The sequence below is a fragment of the Pantoea sp. S-LA4 genome (assembly GCF_054482835.1).
Map to the genome: position 1 here is coordinate 109,418 of NZ_JBTLRC010000002.1, position 21,022 is coordinate 130,439.

Genomic DNA, 21,022 nt, shown 5'->3' on the forward strand with positions numbered 1-21,022 from the left:
CTTCCGCTAAGTCAGACGATCCCTTTGTGTTAAATGTTATAGCAAAATTAGATCAAGGTTTGATTTTTTTAGCTTAAATCGCTTCACATACGAAGTCATACGACATTTTATGGGGGGTTATGAGACGTTAAGCGCACCGCCATGTGCCCTTAACGCCGGAAGGCAGGATTTGTGAATCAGCAGCTAATAAGTTCGCCATCCGAGCGTTGTTGTTGCCAGCCGCTGATATTAATCTCAGCGAACTGCTCCGCCGTTAAAGCTGGCGACTGACTGCGGACAATCACTTCTGCCCCTTTTTCCCGAAACGACGCCATAAAATAAGGGAAGGTGAATTTTTGATAATTATCTTTAAAGAACGGTTCGCTTAAAACAATACCGGAAAAGGGGAACGATTCCAGTAATCGCCAGTCGGCACCGGGTGGAGCAAAATCATACAGCCAGAAATTAAATTTCTCCGTTAATTCAAGCAGTGACGCGCCGTGCGCCACTAAACTGCGATAATTAATCCCTACCCGGACACGCGGGTCCTGTAAATGCAAATAGGCTTCCGGCAGGGCAATCATTCCCTGTAAACGAATAGCCTCAACCGGAATAATCATTAATGCTGCTTCAGTAGCAATTTGATTGTGTAGCGAAATAATGTTGTGTGTATTAAGTATATTACTGCTGTCCTGAGTTTGTTGAAGATAGGGAACGCTATAGCAAATGCCAGCGACTTGTCGCTCAACATGATGGATAGGTTCAGTCACATAGGGGTTATATAAACTGTTTTTCATTATCTCTATGAAATGCAATATAAAAGGTGGTGTTGATAATTATTGATATAAAAAGTCGCATTTTTCTGAACGCGTGAATAAATATAGATCAACTGCTTATTCCAAATCACCCCTTTGTTGCCGGAAAAAGTAAATAAAGCCGATATGAAAGAGAAAATTATTCCTTTGGCGTCTGATGATTACCTGGAATATATTCAACAGTAAGGACCAATAGGCTGGTAATTATCAGGGCAGATCCCGATGAGACCCGCTGGCCGTGCAGGCAGGCAAGGCTGACGCGGCCGGTCCGCGCATCCTGACCCTTATCATGCCGTCAGACTGCACCAATAACACCGCGCAACAACGCGGGAATCATCACTTAATATGGGATAGAACATGGGATTGATGGCACCGGCAGCAGAAGAGTCGCTGTGGCGACACCGGACGTTTGTCGCATTCTGGCTGGCACGCACCTGCTCGTCGTTTGGGTTTCAGATGTTTTCAGTGGCGATCAGCTGGCAGATTTACGCACTGACCAACAGTGCGCTGGCGTTAGGCATGATCGGTCTGATGCAGTTTCTCCCCTCGGTATTGCTGGCGCTGCCGGCCGGACATCTGGCCGATCAGTACGATCGGCGACGTATCGTGTTGTTCGGTCAGCTGGTGGAGTTTGCCGCACTGCTGGGGCTGGTGGTTCTGACGCTGTTTCATTCGGTCGATAAAACCGCTTTGTGGGGACTGGTGTTTATGATTGCGGTCGCCAAAGCGCTGGAGTGGCCCGCCATGTCCTCGATGCTGCCATCACTGGTGCCGCCGTCGATTCTGGCGCGCGCGATGGCGATGAACTCGGTGGGCGGGCAGGCGGCGGTGATTGTCGGACCGACCCTGGGCGGGCTGCTCTACGTGGCCGGTCCTGAAGTGGTTTATGGCGTCTCCGGGCTGTTCTATTTTATCTCGCTGACGCTGGTCGCCCTGCTGCGCTATCAGCGACCCAGCCAGCCGCGGCTGCCGATGAACATGAAGAACCTGTTTGCCGGGATTCACTTCATCCGTGAGCGCAAAGATGTGCTGGGAGTGATCTCGCTGGACCTGTTTGCGGTGCTGCTGGGCGGTGCCACCGCGCTGCTGCCGATCTTTGCGAAAGATATTCTGCACACCGGACCGTGGGGATTAGGGATGCTGCGCGGTGCGCCGTCGGTAGGCGCGCTGCTGGTGGGGATCTGGCTGAGTCGTCACAAGCTGGACAAGCATGTCGGCATGATTATGTTCGGATCGGTGGCCGGTTTTGGCGTCGCGACGCTGGTGTTCGCGCTCTCCAGTCAGCTCTGGCTGTCGCTGCTGGCGCTGGCCGCGCTGGGCGGATTTGATATGGTCAGCATGGTGATCCGCGGCGCGCTGGTGCAGCTCGATACGCCGGATGCGATGCGCGGGCGGGTCAATGCGGTGAACGCCATTTTCATCAACACCTCTAATCAGCTGGGGGAATTTGAGTCGGGGCTGCTGGCGGCCTGGCTGGGAGCGGTACCGGCAGTGGCGATTGGCGGTATTGGCACGCTGGTGGTGGTGGCGCTGTGGATGAAGCTGTTTCCGCATTTACGGCGGCGTCAGAAGCTGGAGAACGACGTCGATCCGGCATAAAAAAACCGGCCCGCAGGCCGGTTACAGTCAGGTTCCAGTCATACCGCTAGTCACAGCCTGTGGGGCGACGGGGGAGGCCGACCCGCAGGTAGGGCCATCAGGCCCCGGTTTTTCCCAGGTTGGCGTCAAATGTTTGCCAGCTTTCACGCATGTCCACTACGCTGCGGGTTTTGCGCGCCTCATCGATTTTTATCGCGGTGAGGCCCGCTTCCAGCGCGTCCACCACTGAAACTTTCAGCGGCGTTCCCTGTTTAATGTGTTTGACGATCTCTTCCGCCATCAGCGCGTCAGCGCCGTAGTGGCCATCGTAAGCATTGCCGCTGTAAGCGGTATCGATCTCTTTCTCGCCGCTACGCGCGTTGTGAACGCGGAAGTAGTTACGGACGAAATCGCCTTCAGCCATGCCGTCAGTGCCGATCACGCAGAAACGGCGGAACTCATCCGGCACGTTGAGGTTGGCGTGAAAGGCGAGGGTGGCACCGCCGGCATATTCAATCAGCGCGGTCTGGTAATCGACAATATCGGCGTCGCTGTCGAATACCGCATCGGTACTGGACCAGCCGCTGGGCTTGATGTGATACACCTCTGCGTCGGCGGTGATTGCACCCTGCGGCGCATGGGCTGGCGTAAAGGATTTACGGCCACCAAAGCTGGCAACCCGCACCGGACGCTGCTGCATTAAGCCCTGATAAAGATCGATGTCGTGGCAGCATTTTTCCAGAATATAGGGGCCAGCGTACTTTTCCAGCCGCCGCCAGTCGCGCTGGAAGAAAGCGCCGTGATACGGCTTGATATGTTCCGTGGCTTCAATCGAGGTGATCTCGCCCAGCCGGCCAGCGTCACGCGCCGCCAGCAGATCGTGATAGAGCGGGGAATAGCGCAGCACCAGACCGACCAGAATGCGCGCCTCGCCATACTGCCGCACCAGCTTCGCCATCTCCATGGTCTGCTGTTCATTGATCACCACCGGTTTTTCCGTAAACACGGTGTAGCCCGCTGCCAGCGCCTGGCCGACATGCTCAAGATGCAGAAAATTGGGTGAGCCGACCAGCACCACATCCATACCGCCGTGCTGCAACAGCGCCTCAATCGACTCAAACGACTGGCCCGGATCGATAGCGAAGCTGTGCAGATTGGGCAGTCCGGCAGGTGCCGGGTCGTAATAACCCACTACCGAGAAGGCGTCGTCGGCGTTGTTAAACTCTTTAATCACGTGGGACAGACGAAAGCCGAGACCGATAATGCCTACTTTCATGTTAAACCCCTGATGCTGAATTCGGATGATGCAGAGCCCGCCCGTCGCCCGGCGCGGCTGTTGATAATCTGACCATCAACTTATTACGATAGAAAAAGTAATGTCAATATCCGCCTGCGCGTTTTGCGAGGTGTCTTTGTGTTATATCTATGTAAATTAACAAAAAATATCCAATCTTTTATTGCCATATTTATTTGTTATTGCGATTTAAGTTTTTTTACCCTATCGTTCGCTGATGATGGCAACAACTCTTAATCAGTGGAGGCGGGAGGAAGCGCGTGCAATCACACTATCTCCTTGGCATTGATGGCGGCGGCACCCAGTGTCGTGCGCGGTTAACCGACCTTCAGGGTACGGTGCTGGCGGAAGCCACGGGCGGACCCGCCAACGTCTGGTCGCAGTATGAGGCGGCGCTGGCCTGCGTTGAACAGCTGATTGATCGGGTATTTTCCCTGGCCGGATTAACGCCACAGGCGCTGGCGCAGACCTCACTGGTGGCCGGATTAGCCGGTGCCAACGTCGCCTCGGTGCAGGCGCGTCTCTCCGGCTGGCAGCCTGCCTGTGCCGCATTGCAGGTGGTCAGCGATGTGGAAATCGCCTGTGCGGGCGCGCACGCCGGGCAGCCTGGCGCGGTATTTATTATTGGCACCGGCAGTCAGGGCGCGGCCTGGGATGGCGAGCGCTTCACGCTGCTGGGTGGCTGGGGCTTTGCGCTTTCCGATCAGGGTTCCGGCGCGGAGCTGGGTCGCCGGGCGCTGCGTCTGGCGCTGCTGGCCCACGAGGCGATGGTTGAACACAGCGCGTTGACGCAGCAGCTGATGGCGCAGTTTGATCACAGTCCGGAAGCCATGCTGCTGTGGACCCGTACCGCCGCGCCTGCCGACTGGGCGCGCGTGGTACCGCAGATTTTCGCGGCGGCCAGCGCCGGTGATGACCATGCGCAGGCGTTGCTGCAGCAGACCGCAGCCGATATCGGCATGATGGTGCGTCGTCTGACCGCGCTGAGCAATGGACGGGTCGCACTGATGGGCGGGCTGGCCGCGCCGGTTTACCGCTGGCTGGCGACCGATATTCAGACCCGGCTGGTCACGCCGCTGGGTGACGCGCTGAGCGGAGCCTTAACGCTCGCCCGGACGCTGGCTGCCGGCGACCAGCCCGCTCCCTTTACCCCATCACTGACCTGAAGCCGGTTCCCCAGCGTCAGTGCGTCAATCTGAGGAATTTATGACCGCTCCCAACGTGACTGCACGCATCCTGCGGTTGATTGTTGAAAACGCGCCGATTAGCCAGTCCGACCTGAAAGTCCGCAGCGGGCTGAGCATGTCGACGGTTTCGCAAGCGACCAATCGCCTGCTGGCACAAGAGATTGTGCAGGAGCTGGGACTGCGGCGCGTGTCGATGGGGCGGCCAAAGACCTTGCTCGGACTCAATCCCGATCGTGCCAGCGTCATCGGCATCCAGCTCAACGCAGAGCGTAACCTGATCGTCATGACCGATCTCAGTGGCAATCTGCTGGGTGAACAGCAGATGCCGCCGGGCAGCATGTCCCCACGCCAGCTCGGTGATGCTCTGGCGAAATTTCTGCGCGGGGTGGAAGAGAAGCGGGTCGGGGCCATCGGGCTGGCGTTATCGGGACTGGTGGATGCCGAAAATGGTTACTGCATCCGCTCGAAGGTGCTCGACTGGGATAACGTTCCCATTGCCCGCCAGCTGGAGGAGCGTTTCTCACTGCCGGTGTTTATTGAGAATGACGCCAACGCGATGGCAATGGCGGCACTGGTGTTTGGCCAGCTGGGCACCGCCCAGTCGGCGGTGATTGCCACCTACGGTAAAGGGATCGGCGCCGGGATTATCCTTAATCGTCAGCTCTATCGCGGTCGCCACGGCAAAGCGGGCGAGATCGGTAACGGGCTGGTCGGGGATGGCTCGCTGCGCCTGCTGGAAGATGTGGCCTCCTCGCGCGCTATTTTACAGCGGGTAGCGGAAGACGAACCGGCTACGCTGACCTTACAGGCGCTGGATCAGCGCCCGACGCCTGAGGTGCTGGCGGCGCTGGAAGAGGCGGGACGGGAATTAGGGATTTCGCTGGCGAACCTGTCGGTGGCCTACGATCCGGACGTGGTCTATCTGGCGATGGAGCCGCATATGGCGTCACGCATTCTGCTCGACCACATCACCCAGAGCTTTCAGGCTTACCGGCTGAAACTGACGCCACACATGACGCCGCTGCAGTTTCTCACCGAATCCAACCGGATGTGGGCACTCGGCGCGGCCGGCTTTGCGGTGAATCGTCTGCTCGACCTGCTGGCCGCCCAGGCGGATGAAGAGCCGGTCACCTGACCGCTTCTGCCAGCAAAACGGGCGCCGAAGCGCCCGCCGATCGTCACCTCTTCACCCTAACGCAGGCGTAATCCCTGCTGATCAAACAGCAGGCAGTGGGCGGCGGAAATCCCCAGTTCGACCTGCGCCCCCAGCTCACGCTGATGCGCCTCACGCTCTTCCACGACCAGCATCTGCTCCCGGCCAATATCGAGATAGAGATAGTTGGTATGGCCCAGCATCTCGCCATAGGCCAGCTCGCCGTGAAAGCGCAGTGCGTCCGGCGTCTGCGCGGCGGGCTGAAAGTGTTCCGGACGAATGCCGAGCGTCACGGTTTGTCCTTCCTGGCACGGCGCGGCGATGTTCAGCACCAGGCCATCTATCTTCAGTTCCGGCAGCCGCAGCTGCACTTCACCGTTTCCGACCGCCGCGATTTCCGCCTGCAGGAAGTTCATCTTCGGCGAGCCGATAAAACCGGCGACAAACAGGTTATCCGGGTCGTGATAGAGCGTCAGCGGCGCGCCGACCTGCTCAATCCGGCCCTGCCGCAGCACCACAATCCGATCCGCCAGCGTCATCGCTTCCAGCTGATCGTGGGTCACATAGATCATGGTGTTGCCCAGCGAGGCGTGCAGCCGGGCGATCTCAATCCGCATCTGCAGGCGCAGCTCGGCATCAAGGTTTGAGAGCGGTTCATCGAACAGGAAGATTCGCGGATGACGAATAATCGCCCGGCCAATCGCCACGCGCTGCCGCTGCCCGCCGGAAAGCGCGCGTGGCAGACGGTCAAGCAGTTCGGTCAGGTGCAGACGGGCGGCGGTCTGCTCAATGGCCTGGTTAATCTCCGCCTTCGACTTCTTCATCACCTCAAGCGGATAGGCCAGGTTACCGCGCACCGTCATGTTGGGGTAGAGCGCATAGGACTGAAACACCATCGCAATGCCGCGCTCGGTGGCGGGCTGTTGCGTCATGTCCTTTTCCTCAATCAGCAGCTGCCCGCTGCTGATCTCCTCCAGCCCGGCGATCATCCGCAGCAACGTCGATTTACCGCAGCCGGATGGGCCGACAAAGACCACAAATTCCCCGCTGTTGATCGTCAGATCGATACCATGAATCACATTAACGTGCTCGTAAGACTTCTTCACATTCTGCAAGCGCAGGCTGGTCATCGGCTACCTCACTCAGAGTAACTGGCCCATGTAGATGGCGTTGCTGCGCATAATCGGGGTGAATCCCATGCGCTGATAGAAGGCGCAGACCTGCTCGTTTTGCAGGCTGACGCCAAGATGAACGCCGCTGACGCCCGCTGCCCGCAGCGCCGCCAGCTCATGCTCAATCATTTTGCGTCCCCAGCCGCCTTTCTGTGCGGCCGGTAACAGGTTGATATGCAGGTGAGCGGGCCACTGGGTAACCAGCGCGTCAGCCGCACGATCGGGATGGCGAATGGCGTCGAGTATTTTGTCGTCGAGCGGGGCGTCGGCGCGGCGTTGCTGATAATGCTGCTGTAGCAGCGGCCACCACTGCGCTTCCAGCTGCGCCTCGAAGGCGCGGGTATCGGGCGCGGCGACCACATAGCCCACTACCTCACCGGCGATCTCCAGCACAAACGCAAAATCGGGTGCGAAGCGCGCATAAGGCACGGCAAACCGCTGGCCGGGATAGTCGGGATCAGAGTAGAGCGCACGGGCATCTCCGCCCGCATCCGCTGTTTCCAGGCAGATACGGTAGAGCGCCGGATAGTCCGCCGGGGTCGCCGGACGAGTGACACCTTGATTCGCCATGGTGAGTTCTCATGAGTGGATGAAGGGGACAGTGACAGAGGCTGCCCGCCGATAAAAGTTACGTTAATGAAAGTGGACTTAGTTTTCAAGATAGAATAATTACCTTATCGCACTAACCCCCCTGGTTCAGCAAACTTTACCCGTTTCTCACTTCACAACTGTGATCGCCAACACGCCCGGCGCACGGCACTTGTCTGTGCTTTGACGGCTGGAAAAAACAGTAAACTGTGAGCGTGATAGGATTTTCATATGTTTTATCAGGCAGTTATTTTGTCAGAATGGCGCTGGAATATCATGCTGCGTGCAGGTTGCTTCAGCCTTTCTTACCGTGGCAATCCTTCACCCGGCCAGCGCAAACGGCTGATTTTAGCCGCAGATCGCTGTTTATTTGCGCGCGCTCACAGCGTTGCAATTTCACCAGCTGGCTGTTTGACTTTATTTTTTTATTAAAGTAAGTATGGGTGAGTGCATTTTCTATGCGGCTTCAGTCTGCGGGATGGCAGGCGGTGAGATGAAGGGATGCCGATCCTGGTCTGGAGAAGGTGAGCATAATGTCTGTTTCCTCAGTTGGTTTGTTCCGGGTTTGCAGTCTGGGTCGGCTTTTGGCGGCGGGCTTGCTGGCGGGCAGCGTTGCCCACGTCGCGCAGGCTGCCGTTACCCTGAATGAGTGGGATATCTATAACTATCCGCAGCAGACCGCGGCGGTGGATGAAGGTATCAAAGAGTTCACGCAGCAGAATCCAGGCATCGTGATTAACCGCTCGGTTCACTCATTTGAAGACACGCGTATTCCGCTCAAGCTGGCACTGACCGCAGGCGACGGTCCGCAGATCGCCCAGGTCAATCAGGGCGGCGGTGATATGGGATCGCTGGTCAAAGATAAGCTGCTGGTGCCGCTGGACAGTTACGCCAGCGCAGATGGCTGGACCACCCGCTTCCCCGACTCGATCCTCAAACGTAACCGCTGGTCAGACAGCGGCGAGTTCGGCAGCGGCAAACTGTACGGCGTTGCCAGCCTCGGCGAAATGGTCGGACTCTACTACAACAAAGCGTTGCTGGATAAAGCGGGAATCGCGGTGCCGAAAACGCTGGCCGAGCTGGAGAGTGCGATGGCGAAGCTGAAGCAGCAGGGCACCGCGCCGATGATGCTCGGCCTGCTGGATGGCAACATGGGTCAGCAACTGCTCAGCACGCTGTGGCAGGCGCAGATCGAAAGTCATGACCGCAAGACGCTGGATAATCTGATCTACGACGTCGGCGGCAGCTTCAAAGATGACAAACTGGTTAAGGCCGCCAGCATGATGAAGAGCTGGACCGATAAAGGCTACTTCTTCCCTGGCTTCCAGGGCATCGGTCACGATGATGCCGCCACGCTGTTCCAGAACAATCAGGCGGCGTTTCTGGTGAGCGGCACCTGGTATCTCGGCCAGTTTAAAGATAACAAAGATATTCACTTTGCCGCGATGCCGGCCGGTGAGGGCGTGAAACAGCCGCTGATGGTCGGCGGCACCGATCTGGCCTTCTCGGTGACCAGCACCGCGAAGGGCAAAGAGCAGCAGGATGCGGCGGCGAAGTTCATCAACTATATGGTGTCAGATGCGATGGCAGACCGCTGGCTGAAGGTGGGCTTCCTGCCCGCCAGCACCAACAAAGCCGCCAAAATGCCGGCGGACAATCCGCTGCTGGCGGAGGCGTATCAGGTCTGGCTGACGCTCAACGACTATGACGGTTTAGGCCACTACGTGGACTGGGCGACGCCGACCATGAATGCCGAACTGAACCAGAACGTGCAGTTACTGCTGGCCGGGCGTCAGACTGCCGATCAGATGGTGCTCAATTTCGATAACAACTATCAGCGTTACCTGAAAACCCTGAAACACTAAGCCGGTGGCCCGGCGCACCGCCGGGCCTGAGCGTCGTTCTGAGCCACGAGTACGGTTATGTTGAATTTAAGCGGTTGGCGTAATTTTCTCTATGTTCTGCCGGCGGTGCTGGTCTATGCGGTGTTTCTGCTGTTGCCGCTGCTGGCCTCGCTCGGCATCAGCTTCACCGAATGGGACGGCACCTCGCTGCCAGTGTTCAGCGGCGTCAGCAACTATCTGCGGATGTTCAGCGATCCGGTGTTCTGGATCGCGCTGGGCAATAACGCCATCCTGATGCTGTTCTACACCCTGTTGCCGATTAGCATCGGTCTGCTGCTGTGTAGCTTTTTGTATGACACCCGCAACAACAGCGAACGCAGCGTGCTGCGCATCCTCTTCTTCCTGCCCTATATCATGCCGATGGCGGTGCTGGGCGTGGTATGGCGCTGGCTCTATAACCCGGCGTTTGGCCCGATCGATCAGCTACTGCGGGCTATCGGTTTGCCGCAGCTGGCGATGTCGTGGCTCGGCGATTTTACCTGGGCGCTGCCGGCGGTCGGGTTGGTCGCCACCTGGTACTTCTTCGGTTTCTGTCTGGTGCTGTTTATGGCGGGCCTGCAACGAATGGACCCTTCGCTGCTGGAAGCGGCCGATCTGGATGGCTCGTCGCGTCGCCAGAAGTTTATGCGCATTACCCTGCCAGGCCTGCGGCCTGAGGTGCGGATTGCCCTGTTGCTGACGGTGATCGCCAGCCTGAAAGCCTTTGACCTGGTCTATGTCATGACGCAGGGCGGACCGGGTACGTCGACCATGGTGACCAATATCTTTATGTACAAGCAGGGGTTTGACCTGCACTACTTTGGCTATGCCTCGTCGGTGGCGGTGTTCAGCATGCTGATTGTATTAGGGATTAACTACCTGATTCACCTGGCCTTAAAGGAGCGGTACTGATGCGTAGTACGCCGGTGATTTCACGCGCGCTGATCTGGATCGTGGCGCTGATGACCATTCTGCCGTTTCTGATGGCGCTGATGACCTCGTTCAAAACCCAGATGGAGCTGTTTCAGGGCGTCTTCACGCTGCCCGCCTCGCTTAATTTTAAAAACTATCTCACCGCCTGGCAGCAGGGACATTTTAACGTCTACTTCCTCAACTCGGTGCTGGTGGTGATCCCGGTGGTGCTGTGCAGCGTGCTGCTGGGGATTCTGGCCGGATTTGGCTTTGCCTGGCTGAAGATCCCCGGTAAAAAGGCGATCGCGGCGATGCTGGCGCTGGGCATGGTGCTGCCGAGCGAGGCGTTTATCATCCCGCTCTATCACGAGCTGCGCTGGATGGGGCTGACCAACACCTATCTGGCGCTGATCCTGCCGCAGATTGCGCTGTCGCTACCCTTTACCACCCTGATGATCGCCAGTGCCTTTCAGCAGGTGCCGAAAGAGCTGGTGGAAGCGGCGGTGATGGATGGGGCTTCGCGGGTCAAAATTCTGTGGGGCATCCTGGTTCCGGCGATCTGGCCGACGCTCTCCACGCTGGGTCTGCTGCTGTTTATCTGGACCTGGAACGAGTTCCTGATCCCGCTGATTCTGGTCAACAAAGATGAGCTGCGTACCCTGCCGATTGGCATGATGTTCTTTCAGAATAAAAACACCATCGACATTCCGGTGCTGATGGCGGGCGCGATGATTGTGATTATGCCGCTGGTGGCGGTGTTCCTGATTTTCCAGCGCAAATTTATCAGCGGTGTGACCGAAGGTGCCGTGAAGTAATTTGTGAGCGTCGGCACGGAACGGCGCAATGGCGACCAGACAAAGGTTTACTGCGCCGCAACGTGCTGCAATTCCTCCTCCTCAATCCTGCGGGAGACGCATGATGCACCTTTCCCTTGCCGATTTTCATCCTGCCGCCGACGGCGAAACGCTGGATACCGCGCGGCTGCAACGCGCCATGGATCAGATTGCCGCGGCCGGTGGTGGCCGCCTGACGCTGCCTGCCGGACGTTATCGCAGCGGCTGTCTGACGCTACCCTCTGATTTTGAACTGCACCTCGAAGCGGGTGCGGTGTTGATCGCCAGCCAGCGGCTGGCCGATTATCAGCCGGTACAGGCGCTGAGCAGCGCTGAGAAGTCACACAACGTGCTGCTCTACGCCCTGGGCCAGCGCAACATTACTATCAGCGGCACCGGTCGCATTGATGGCGATGGCGAAGCCTGGTTTGCCGCCGAACGTGATGAGCAGGGCTATCGTCTGCCGCGTGCCGACCGCCCGCGTATCCTCGTTTTTGAAGATTGTGAGCAGGTGAGGCTGGAAGATTTCACCATCGTGCAGGCCCCGATGTGGACGGTGCATCTGGTGAGCTGCCGCCATGTGCATATCGATCATCTCACCATCGACAACGCCATGACCATGCCGAACACTGATGCGCTCGATATCGACAGCTGCGAAGCGGTGTTTGTCAGTAACAGCTACCTTAGCGCCGCCGATGATGCCATCTGCATCAAGACCACCCACAAGCCTGCGGCGCTGCGGCGTCCGGCGCGGCAGATTATGATCACCAACTGCCTGCTGCGCAGTTACAGCTGCGCCTTTAAGATCGGCACCGAAACCTGGGATGATGTGGAGGATGTGACGGTGACCGGCTGCACCATTTTCGATTCCAATCGGGCGATTGGCATTCTGTCACGCGACGGCGGGGCGATGCGGCGTCTGCTGTTCAGCAATCTCACTTTTGCCTGTCACCATGCGCCGCCGTGCCACTGGGGTAAAGCCGACCCGCTGTTTATCTCGGTGCGGAGTCGCGATCCGGCGATTGCGCCCGGTATCGTGGAGCAGGTGCAGTTCAGTAATCTGACGGGCGTAGCAGAAGGAGCGATTAACCTGCATGCGGCGCAGCCGGGCTGGATCCGCGATGTGCTAATCAGCCAGGTGCAGCTGCGGCAAAGCGTGGCGCAGGTGGCGCAGGGTCAGTATGACATCCGGCCGCCGTGTAATCCCGATTCACCGACCGGCATGGGGCTGGATAACGCCTATAAGCTCGATCCGAAAACCGGCGAAGCCTTTGGCGTAGAGCGCTATCCCGGCGGTCTGCCGGGACTGTTTGCGCGCGGCGTGGAGAACCTGCAACTGCACAACTTGGCGATCGTGCGGCCGGAGCCGTTACCGCCAGGCTGGCATCCCGACAGCGTGGTGCAACTGCCGGACTAACTCACAGCGCGGCGGCGATGGCACTGCCGAGCTGTTCGGTGCTGGCGCTGCCGCCGAGATCGCGCGTCAGATGCTCACCGGCGGCCAGCGTGCGTTCAATCGCGTCTAACACCGCGTCACCCGCCGCCTTGTAGCCCAGATGCTCCAGCATCATTGCCCCGCACCAGATCTGCCCAATCGGGTTGGCGATGCCTTTACCGGCGATATCCGGCGCGGACCCGTGTACCGGTTCAAACAGGCTCGGGAAGTGGCCTTCCGGGTTGATATTGGCCGACGGCGCGATACCGATGGTGCCGGTACAGGCCGGACCGAGATCGGAGAGGATATCGCCAAACAGGTTGCTGGCGACCACCACATCAAACCAGTCCGGATGCAGCACGAAATTAGCGGTGAGAATATCGATGTGATACTTATCGACGCGAACCTCGGGGAACTGACCGGCCATCGCCTCAACCCGGCTATCCCAGTAAGGCATAGTGATGGCAATGCCGTTCGATTTGGTGGCGGAGGTCAGGTGTTTTTTCGGGCGGCTCTGCGCCAGCTGGTAAGCAAATTTCAGGATGCGATCGACCCCGGTGCGGGTCATCACCGTCTCCTGGATCACCACCTCGCGATCGGTGCCGGGGAACATAGTGCCGCCGACGCTGGAGTATTCACCTTCGGTATTTTCGCGCACTACATAGAAGTCGATATCACCCGGCTGACGGTTGGCCAGCGGCGCTTTAACGCCCGGCATCAGGCGCACCGGACGCAGATTGACGTATTGATCGAACTCGCGGCGGAACTGCAACAGCGAGCCCCACAGCGAAACGTGGTCAGGCACCACCTCTGGCCAGCCGACTGCGCCAAAGTAGATGGCATCAAACGCTTTCAGCTGCGGAAACCAGTCGTCGGGCAGCATCTTGCCATGCTGCTGCCAGTAGTCGGCGCTGGCATAATCAAACCACTCCCAGCGCAGCGGAATATTGAATTTTTCCGCCGCCGCATTCATCACGCGGATGCCTTCCGGCATCACTTCTTTGCCGATACCGTCGCCAGGAATTACGGCAATACGATGGATTTTGTCAGTCACAGGGCACCTTTCCGGTTGATGTTCGAATTGTGTACGCAGTATAACTGTCGATTCCGGGGAAATAATGAGCCTGAAACGCAATCCAGTGTTGAATCAAAGTAGAGAATCCCGCACCTCAACCGACGACCTGGCTTTCTTCGTGCGGCTTGCCGCGCTGGACAGCCTGACCGCCGCCGCTCGTGAACTCGGGCTATCGCTGGCTGCCGTCAGTAAACGACTGAGCCAGCTGGAGCAGCGGCTCGGGGTACAACTGCTGCGTCGCACCACCCGACGGCTGGAGCTGACGCCGGAAGGACGCCGTTATCTGGCGGGCGCGCGTCCGTTGCTGGATCAGCTGGCGGCGCTGGAAGAGGCGGTGAGCGGCGAGACGGCGCAACTGCGCGGCACGCTCAACATTAACGCCTCGTTTGGATTTGGCCGTCGCCATATCGCTCCCTGCGTGTCGGCGTTTGCCGCGCTGCATCCGCAACTCTCACTGTCACTGCAGCTCACCAGTCAGCCGCTCAATTTTCTCGATGCGCACATGGACATTGATATCCGGGTCGGCGAACCGCCCGACTCGCGGCTGGTGGCGCGAAAGCTCCGCACCAATCCGCGCATTCTCTGCTGCTCTCCGGCCTACGCTGCCCGACACGGCCTGCCAGAGACGGTACGCGATCTGGCGCAGCACAACTGTATTCTGCTGCGCCAGCACGACAGCGATTTCACTCTGTGGCGGCTGACATGCGGTGAGCAGAGCCTCAGCCAGAAAGTGCGCGGCAGCCTGGTGACCAATGATGGTGAAGTGGCGATGCGGCTGGCGATGGATGGACACGGCATTCTGCTGCGTTCGTGGTGGGATGCGCAGCACAGCATTGATGCGGGCGATCTGCTGCCGGTGCTGCCAGACTGGCAGGCACCGGATGGCGATATTTTCGCGGTCTGGCAGGCGCAACGCCAGCTGCCTGCGCGCATCAGCGCCTTCGTTGCGTTTCTGCAACAGCAACTGCTGCCGGTCGGAGCGTGACGCTGCAATGGCGGACCCGCTACCGGCATACAGTGCAAAATCCGCAATGGCGACGGTAGTGCCGCTGCGTTTACATCTTTTTTTCTAATGCGTATGATTCTCATTCTTTTTGTTCTGAGCCTTCCCGCCGCGCCGCGGTCTGACGGAAGCCGTTCGCCTCTTACTGGAGTTAAGAATGAAAACCTTGTTCAGCCCGCGTAAAGCGGCACTCGTTCTGGCGATTGCCACCACGTTCAGCCTGACGGCCTGTCAGTTCCCGGCGCGAAAAGCAGACACCAGCACGCCTGTCACGCTGGAAACCTCAGGTCAGGGCAAACTGACGCAACGCGAACTGGGTGAAGGCCTGTACGAAATGGCTTATCTGCCCGCCAAAAATGCACTCTATGTGGCCAGCGCACAGGGCTTCAAAGAGGTCAGCGGCGGCATGATTTATCGGCTGGATGCCACGACCCTGAAGACCACCGGCGAAGGGCATTACGACCTGAAAAACTTCGGTCTGATTAGCGCACCCGACGGCAGCGCGCTCTATACCACCAATTCGCTCGATGGCGGCATCTCACAAATCGATCCGGAAAGCGGTAAGGTGCTGAAGCGCCTGATGTTCAGTGAGAAAAATGAAAAAGGGTTGCCGTTCGGGACGCGGGAAATTTTCCTGCACGATGGGCTGCTGTATGTCGGCGGCGTAGGCGATCCCGGTCTCATCTGGGTGGTCGATGCAAAAACCCTGACGCTGAAAACCCGCATCAAAAATGCCGGAAAATGGGTCACCGGCATCATCTATTCCCCGGTCAGCGATAGAATTTATGCCGCCAACGGCAGCGGCGAAATCCTGGTGATCAATCCGCGGAATAACAAAATTGAACAGCGGCTGACCGCAGGTGACGGCAAAGAGTATCTGTTCCTCAATATGGCGGAAGATCCGGCGACCGGCCGGCTGTTTGTCACCGATAATTCAAAGGCAAAAAATACGCTGGTGTTCGATGAGCGCAGCGGTAAGGTGATTAAGCGGCTGGATCTGGGGGATTCGCTGGGAATTAAATTCAACGGCAAGCGCAATGAGATCTACATCAGTCAGCGTGAGTCGAAGAAAGTGCTGCAGCTGGATGGCACCACCTATGCAGTGAAAAATAGCTGGTCGTTCGACGGCCATCCCAACAGTCTGCTGGTGTCGCCTGATGGTCAGACACTGTATGTCACGGTGAAACAGGGCGTTAACCCGGATCACAGCAGTCAGGGGCTGGACAGCGTGGTACGGATCGGACTGGAGTAACGGATGCAGGCGGCAGCGTTGCCGCCTGCACATTAAGGGACGCGACGGCGTCCCTTTTTTATTTCTCGACGCCCTGAACCAGGATCGCGCGGTAGTTGGCCCCTTTCAGGCGATGCACTTTGGCTGCCTGATATTCCGGGCTGTCATACCAGGCGTGTGCCGCTTCGCGGGTTGGAAATTCCAGAATCACCACGCCTTCTGCTTCCTGACCTTCCAGCGTTTCCAGCTCGCCATAAAAAGCCAGCGGGGTGATCGGATGATCGCCGCGTGCCTGGCCCGCTTTCTCGGCGTAAATCGCCATTTCATCATCGTTCAGGGTGTTATCACGAATAAATACGACGTAAGCACTCACAGGGTGTCTCCTTAAGCTTTTTTATCCTGGGTCTGGGTATCAAAGTCAGATGCATCATGACGCTCATGCAGCTGATCGGCCGGGTCGCCCATCACACGGTTAACCTTGCGGCCACGGATCACGGCAGGTCGCTGGGCAATCTCTTTCGCCCAACGCACCACATTTTTATAGGACTGCACATCGAGGAACTCAGCGCCACCATACTGGTCGTTCAGCACCAGATTGCCGTACCACGGCCAGGTCGCGATGTCGGCGATGGTGTAATCGTCACCGGCGAGGTAGCGATGGTCCGCCAGCTGGCGATCCAGCACGTCGAGCTGACGTTTGGCTTCCAGGGTAAAGCGGTTGATAGCGTATTCAATTTTCTCTGGCGCATAGTGATAGAAATGGCCGAAACCGCCGCCCAGATAAGGCGCGGAGCCTTGCAGCCAGAACAGCCAGTTCAGCGTTTCGGTGCGTTGAGCCAGATCTTTTGGCAGGAAGTAGCCAAACTTTTCCGCCAGATAGAGCAGGATATTGCCCGACTCGAATACCCGAATCGGCGGCGTGGCGGAGTGGTCACTCAGCGCCGGAATTTTGGAGTTGGGATTCACTTCAACAAAACCACTGGAGAACTGATCGCCTTCGCCAATGCGGATCAGCCAGGCATCATATTCGGCATCAATCACGTTCAGCGCCAGCAGCTCTTCCAGCAGGATAGTCACTTTCTGGCCGTTCGGGGTGCCGAGCGAATAGAGCTGCAAAGGGTGCTTGCCGACCGGCAGCGCTTTTTCATGGGTAGGGCCAGCGAACGGACGATTGGTTTTCGCGCCGTTGCCCTTTGCTTCAGGGTCCCAGTTCCAGACTTTTGCGGGCTGATATGCATTTTCCGACATAGTGAAGGTTCGCCTTTGTGTGATGTTTGTCTGGAGTGTAGCAGGTGAAAAAAAGCCGGTTTAACTCTGCTGGCGGTGATCGCGGTCTGACAAATTGTCTGTCGTCCGGGTTATCGGCTGGGGGAGAAGTGAGAGACGACGGGCAAACGGTGCCCGCCGCGCGGACGGCGAGGCGGGCAGAGAAGGGGCAAAGCGCGGCCAGTGGCGGCCAGCGAGGTTATTTGCTCAGTAATTCGCGCTCAATCAGTTCACGGGTTTGTACCGCCTGCACCTTCATTTTCTCCGGATAACCAAACAGCGAGGCGGCGATGATCGGCTCGCCACCGACTTTGTAACTGCGTGTGGCAAAGTGAGTGTCGCGCAGCGTCTGGAACAGCGTATCGAAGTCGACTTCACCTTCGCCGACACCGACATGCTGGTGAATCGTGGCATCAACGCCTGGCGGGTTAACGATGTAGCGGCAATGTTTGGTGTGGTTCATGGTGTCCGCGATCAGCATGTGTGACAGGTCATCACCGGCATACTCCAGCATCGGTTTCACATCGCCTTTGCCTTTGTCATAGAAGAAGGTGTGCGGCGCACTGTAGATATACTTGACGTTATCACTGCGGAACGACTTCACGATATCCACCGTTTCGTTGTTCTCTTCGCAGAAATCCCACGGGTGCGCCTGAATCTCGATGCGGATACCTTCACGTTCGATAATCGGCAGCAGTTCATCCATCGAACGATAAAACATCTCTTCACAAATTTCCGGCTCGTTAGGCGTGCCGGAGAGTTCGGTGTTGATCACCTGCACACCCATCTCAACCGCAATCTCAATCATCCGTTTCCAGTTCTTCACCGCGGCCTGACGGCGCAGTTCGTCCGGACCGGACCAGCGATAGACCACGATAAACGAGGAGATCTCCAGCCCGGTGGCGTTGAGCGCATTCTTATATTCCGTCATGATTTCACGGCTGGCTTTGGGATGCTTATAGAACGGGTTGATCTGCGGATGCGGCGACTGTTCGATATATTTATATCCCCAGTCAGCCACCTGATGGACCATGCGGGTGATGCCCAGGTCTTTGATCACATCCACATCAAAAGCGATTTTCATCTGTCTGCTCCGGAAACATTAAGGTTGCTGTTCTTCATTAAACGTGACGCCGATCTGCTGTCTGACGTTATCCATGATGGCTAAGGTGGTGATTGCCTGATCGAGCGGATGGTTCGGTGAGTCGATCAGGTTCTGCCCGATACACCAGGCGAAGTGGTTGATTTCATGGCACAGTTGCTGATAGCGGTTGGCAGGCTCTTGCCACTGCAGGCTATGGCGCCGATCGCTGGAGGTCAGGCGAAAGTGACCCGGCGCGTAGAACTGACCGTCCAGCACCAGGCTGGCATCGCGCCCGGCAATCACCGCACCGCCTGGCGTGTTGCTGAACAGCGTGGTATTCAGCAGTGACTGCATACCGTGATGATGGGTCAGCAACATTGAGGTCTGGCCGTTTACGCTGCCGCCCGGCACCGGCTGGCCCTGGGCGATGATGCTGTCGGGTGCGCCGCCACCGATAAATACGCTAAGAGCCACCAGATAGCTGCCGAGATCCAGCATCGGTCCGCCAGCCAGATCGTGATTAAAGATGCGGTGATCCGCGGTAAAATATTCGCCATGATCGGCGATCAGCGTATGAACATCGCCGAGCACGCCATCCGCCAGCAACTGACGGATCACGTCATATTTTGGCGCGAAGTTGCACCACATCGCTTCCATGCACAGCAGCTTACGGGCCGCCGCCGCCTGCTTCAGCTGAGTCGCCTGCTGCGCATTCAGCGCCAGCGGCTTCTCAATCAGCAGGTGCTTTCCCGCCGCGATAGCGCGCAGGCCATCCGGAAAATGGTGGTTATGTGGCGTAGCGATATACACCGCGTCGACATCATCCCGTGCCAGCAGCGCATCCATGCTGCTGGCCGCATAAGCGATTGACCATTTTTCGGCAAACGCCTGCGCTTTGGCCGGGTTGCGTGCTGCCACCGCCGTCAGTTGCTGATCGGTGTGATGACGCAGCGCATGGGCAAAGTGATCGGCAATCCAGCCGGGACCGATAATTCCCCAGCGTAGCGGCGGCAGGGTTCGGGCGTCAGGTAAGCGTGGGGCAGGAAGCGTTGAAGGAAACATAGCCAGTCCTTGTTATCGGTGCAGGGTCCAGTCAGAACCCCACTATAGGAAGCCTGCTGCCACCGCTCTATTGTTTCGATGATGGGATTCCATCATGCGGTTTAGCGTCAGATTGATCCCCGTTTTAGCAAATGCCCGTTTTAAACAGAATCCAAAAAGGAATAAATATTTCATTTTGCGAAGGGGATCAAAATAATGAGGTGTTTCCTATCAAATAAATGAGAGAAAATGATCGGGCTTGCGGCAGCCGTGACTTTCTGGTGCCAGAGCAGCGCAGATATTGTCAGGGAGTTATCCCGTGACGGTAAACGAGAAGTGATACAGGGAGAGGATGGATGTCAAAAGTCACCATGACGGCAATTGCTCACGCGGCAGGCGTGGGGGTCGCGACGGTCGATCGGGTACTGAACCGCCGTGCGCCGGTGCGAAGCGCAACCGAGCAGAAGGTGCTGGCGGCGGCCCGGCAGCTTGGTTATCGGCTGCCTGCGGCGTACAGCCTGCCTGCGGCGCAATCGGCAGCGGTTCAGTTGCGCTTTGGTTTTATCCTGCTGCCGGCCCGTTATTCGTTTTATCAGCAATTGAGTGAAGCGCTGCAACAGCGGGCGCGCGGGCATCAGCCGCCGGGCAGCGAAACCGAATTTCGCTGGCACGATATTCACGAAGTGGAGGCGGTGGCTCGCTCTCTGCGCCAGCTGGCTCAGTGTTGTGATGTGATTGGCCTGGTGGCGCTGGATCATCCGCTGATTCGTCACGCGATTCAGGATGTGTCGCGGCTGGGCGTGCGGGTTTACGCGCTGTTGTCAGATTTCTCGCCCTGTGAGCATGCCGGTTTTATCGGCATTGATAACCAGAAAGCGGGGCGCACCGCCGGATGGATGGCACAGCACCTGTTGCGGCAGCCGGGATGCGTCGGCGTGCTGCTGGGCGACCATCGCTTTACCTGCCAGGAGCGCTGTGAGATCAGCTTCCGCTCTTACCTGCGCGAGTCGGGCGTCAGTCAGCGGGTACTCGAACCGTTAAAAACCCACGAATCCAATGAGGGCGGCTATCAGGCAACCCGGCAGTTACTGGCGGCGCATGACGATCTGGTGATGATCTATGCGCCCTGCGGCGGCATTGAGGGCGTGGTACAGGCCCTGCGTGACAGTGGACGTCGCCAGATTGATCTGCTGTGCCACGGTCCGCTACCCGGCGATGAACTGGCGCTGATTGACGGCACGATATCGCTGATGCTGCGCCATCGGCTTGATGTGATGGCCGATGTGGTGATCGCCACATGCCTGAACGGCGGTACGGAACAGCGCGATCACTTTGCTCAGGTCACGCTGCCGTTTGAGGTGGTGACGCGGGAAAACCTGTAAAATCCGCCAGATAGAGCGGTTATGATAAAAAACTATCATGAAATGAAATATTTAAACGCGATCCCTATCAAAAAATGAAACTTTCATTGTTGTCTGGGATGAAATTTTTAT

At 57.8% G+C, this 21,022-nt stretch carries 20 protein-coding genes; 11 read left to right on the forward strand and 9 right to left on the reverse strand.

Annotated features, from left to right (window positions below):
- Positions 1–176: 176 nt before the first annotated feature.
- On the reverse strand, positions 177–776 hold the full coding sequence (locus ACX3P5_RS01385) for a hypothetical protein (protein WP_233985532.1): 600 nt from the start codon (positions 774–776) through the stop codon (positions 177–179).
- A 375-nt stretch (positions 777–1,151) separates the two neighbouring features.
- On the opposite strand from ACX3P5_RS01385, the gene ACX3P5_RS01390 reads away from it, so the two are divergent.
- Positions 1,152–2,393, forward strand: coding sequence for an MFS transporter (locus tag ACX3P5_RS01390; RefSeq protein WP_233985531.1), 1,242 nt, complete (start codon positions 1,152–1,154; stop codon positions 2,391–2,393).
- 97 nt (positions 2,394–2,490) lie between these two features.
- Here ACX3P5_RS01390 and ACX3P5_RS01395 read toward each other — a convergent pair whose 3' ends face one another.
- Positions 2,491–3,648, reverse strand: a complete 1,158-nt coding sequence (locus tag ACX3P5_RS01395; protein WP_233985530.1) for a Gfo/Idh/MocA family protein — start codon at positions 3,646–3,648, stop codon at positions 2,491–2,493.
- A gap of 278 nt (positions 3,649–3,926) precedes the next feature.
- Between ACX3P5_RS01395 and ACX3P5_RS01400 the strand changes: the two genes are divergently transcribed.
- Positions 3,927–4,832, forward strand: a complete 906-nt coding sequence (locus ACX3P5_RS01400; protein ID WP_336755957.1) for a glucosamine kinase nucleotide-binding domain-containing protein — start codon at positions 3,927–3,929, stop codon at positions 4,830–4,832.
- Positions 4,833–4,872: 40 nt separating this feature from the next.
- Complete coding sequence (locus ACX3P5_RS01405) at positions 4,873–5,988, forward strand: ROK family transcriptional regulator (RefSeq protein WP_233985528.1); 1,116 nt, start codon at positions 4,873–4,875, stop codon at positions 5,986–5,988.
- A gap of 56 nt (positions 5,989–6,044) precedes the next feature.
- Here the strand turns inward: ACX3P5_RS01405 and ACX3P5_RS01410 are convergent, their stop codons facing one another.
- Together ACX3P5_RS01410 and ACX3P5_RS01415 are read right to left on the reverse strand one after the other, a co-directional pair.
- Positions 6,045–7,136, reverse strand: coding sequence for an ABC transporter ATP-binding protein (locus tag ACX3P5_RS01410; protein ID WP_233985527.1), 1,092 nt, complete (start codon positions 7,134–7,136; stop codon positions 6,045–6,047).
- Between the two features lie 12 nt (positions 7,137–7,148).
- Positions 7,149–7,748, reverse strand: a complete 600-nt coding sequence (locus ACX3P5_RS01415; protein ID WP_458968189.1) for a GNAT family N-acetyltransferase — start codon at positions 7,746–7,748, stop codon at positions 7,149–7,151.
- Positions 7,749–7,997: 249 nt separating this feature from the next.
- Here ACX3P5_RS01415 and ACX3P5_RS01420 point away from each other — a divergent pair, with 249 nt between their 5' ends.
- The 5 genes from ACX3P5_RS01420 to ACX3P5_RS01440 all read left to right on the forward strand — a co-directional run bounded on the left by ACX3P5_RS01420 (position 7,998) and on the right by ACX3P5_RS01440 (position 12,811).
- A complete protein-coding gene (locus tag ACX3P5_RS01420) occupies positions 7,998–8,198 on the forward strand; it encodes a hypothetical protein (protein WP_458968190.1) in 201 nt (66 codons plus the stop codon).
- A 101-nt stretch (positions 8,199–8,299) separates the two neighbouring features.
- Entirely contained in the window at positions 8,300–9,631 is a 1,332-nt protein-coding gene (locus ACX3P5_RS01425; RefSeq protein ID WP_233985524.1) for an extracellular solute-binding protein, read from the forward strand.
- Positions 9,632–9,688: 57 nt separating this feature from the next.
- Entirely contained in the window at positions 9,689–10,561 is an 873-nt protein-coding gene (locus ACX3P5_RS01430; RefSeq protein ID WP_094122208.1) for a carbohydrate ABC transporter permease, read from the forward strand.
- Positions 10,561–11,376, forward strand: a complete 816-nt coding sequence (locus tag ACX3P5_RS01435; protein WP_094122209.1) for a carbohydrate ABC transporter permease — start codon at positions 10,561–10,563, stop codon at positions 11,374–11,376. The genes ACX3P5_RS01430 and ACX3P5_RS01435 overlap by 1 nt, the downstream gene beginning before the upstream one ends.
- 103 nt (positions 11,377–11,479) lie before the next feature.
- Positions 11,480–12,811 (forward strand): glycoside hydrolase family 28 protein, encoded by a 1,332-nt coding sequence (locus ACX3P5_RS01440; RefSeq protein ID WP_233988231.1) that lies wholly within the window; start codon positions 11,480–11,482, stop codon positions 12,809–12,811.
- Position 12,812: 1 nt separating this feature from the next.
- Here the strand turns inward: ACX3P5_RS01440 and ACX3P5_RS01445 are convergent, their stop codons facing one another.
- Complete coding sequence (locus tag ACX3P5_RS01445) at positions 12,813–13,883, reverse strand: tartrate dehydrogenase (protein WP_262287796.1); 1,071 nt, start codon at positions 13,881–13,883, stop codon at positions 12,813–12,815.
- 64 nt (positions 13,884–13,947) lie between these two features.
- Between ACX3P5_RS01445 and ACX3P5_RS01450 the strand changes: the two genes are divergently transcribed.
- Positions 13,948–14,889: a LysR family transcriptional regulator gene (locus ACX3P5_RS01450; RefSeq protein WP_233985523.1), complete on the forward strand. Its 942-nt coding sequence runs from the start codon at positions 13,948–13,950 to the stop codon at positions 14,887–14,889.
- Between the two features lie 175 nt (positions 14,890–15,064).
- A complete protein-coding gene (locus tag ACX3P5_RS01455; RefSeq protein ID WP_336755954.1) occupies positions 15,065–16,159 on the forward strand; it encodes a YncE family protein in 1,095 nt (364 codons plus the stop codon).
- A 58-nt stretch (positions 16,160–16,217) separates the two neighbouring features.
- Here ACX3P5_RS01455 and ACX3P5_RS01460 read toward each other — a convergent pair whose 3' ends face one another.
- From ACX3P5_RS01460 to ACX3P5_RS01475, 4 genes are all read right to left on the reverse strand, one after another.
- Complete coding sequence (locus tag ACX3P5_RS01460) at positions 16,218–16,511, reverse strand: DUF1330 domain-containing protein (RefSeq protein ID WP_233985521.1); 294 nt, start codon at positions 16,509–16,511, stop codon at positions 16,218–16,220.
- Between the two features lie 11 nt (positions 16,512–16,522).
- Complete coding sequence (gene yghU / locus ACX3P5_RS01465; protein ID WP_233985520.1) at positions 16,523–17,386, reverse strand: glutathione-dependent disulfide-bond oxidoreductase; 864 nt, start codon at positions 17,384–17,386, stop codon at positions 16,523–16,525.
- A 217-nt stretch (positions 17,387–17,603) separates the two neighbouring features.
- Positions 17,604–18,488: a sugar phosphate isomerase/epimerase family protein gene (locus ACX3P5_RS01470; protein ID WP_233985519.1), complete on the reverse strand. Its 885-nt coding sequence runs from the start codon at positions 18,486–18,488 to the stop codon at positions 17,604–17,606.
- An 18-nt stretch (positions 18,489–18,506) separates the two neighbouring features.
- Positions 18,507–19,550: a Gfo/Idh/MocA family protein gene (locus ACX3P5_RS01475; protein WP_458968191.1), complete on the reverse strand. Its 1,044-nt coding sequence runs from the start codon at positions 19,548–19,550 to the stop codon at positions 18,507–18,509.
- 335 nt (positions 19,551–19,885) lie between these two features.
- Here ACX3P5_RS01475 and ACX3P5_RS01480 point away from each other — a divergent pair, with 335 nt between their 5' ends.
- Positions 19,886–20,911 (forward strand): LacI family DNA-binding transcriptional regulator, encoded by a 1,026-nt coding sequence (locus ACX3P5_RS01480; RefSeq protein ID WP_233985517.1) that lies wholly within the window; start codon positions 19,886–19,888, stop codon positions 20,909–20,911.
- Positions 20,912–21,022 lie beyond the last annotated feature (111 nt).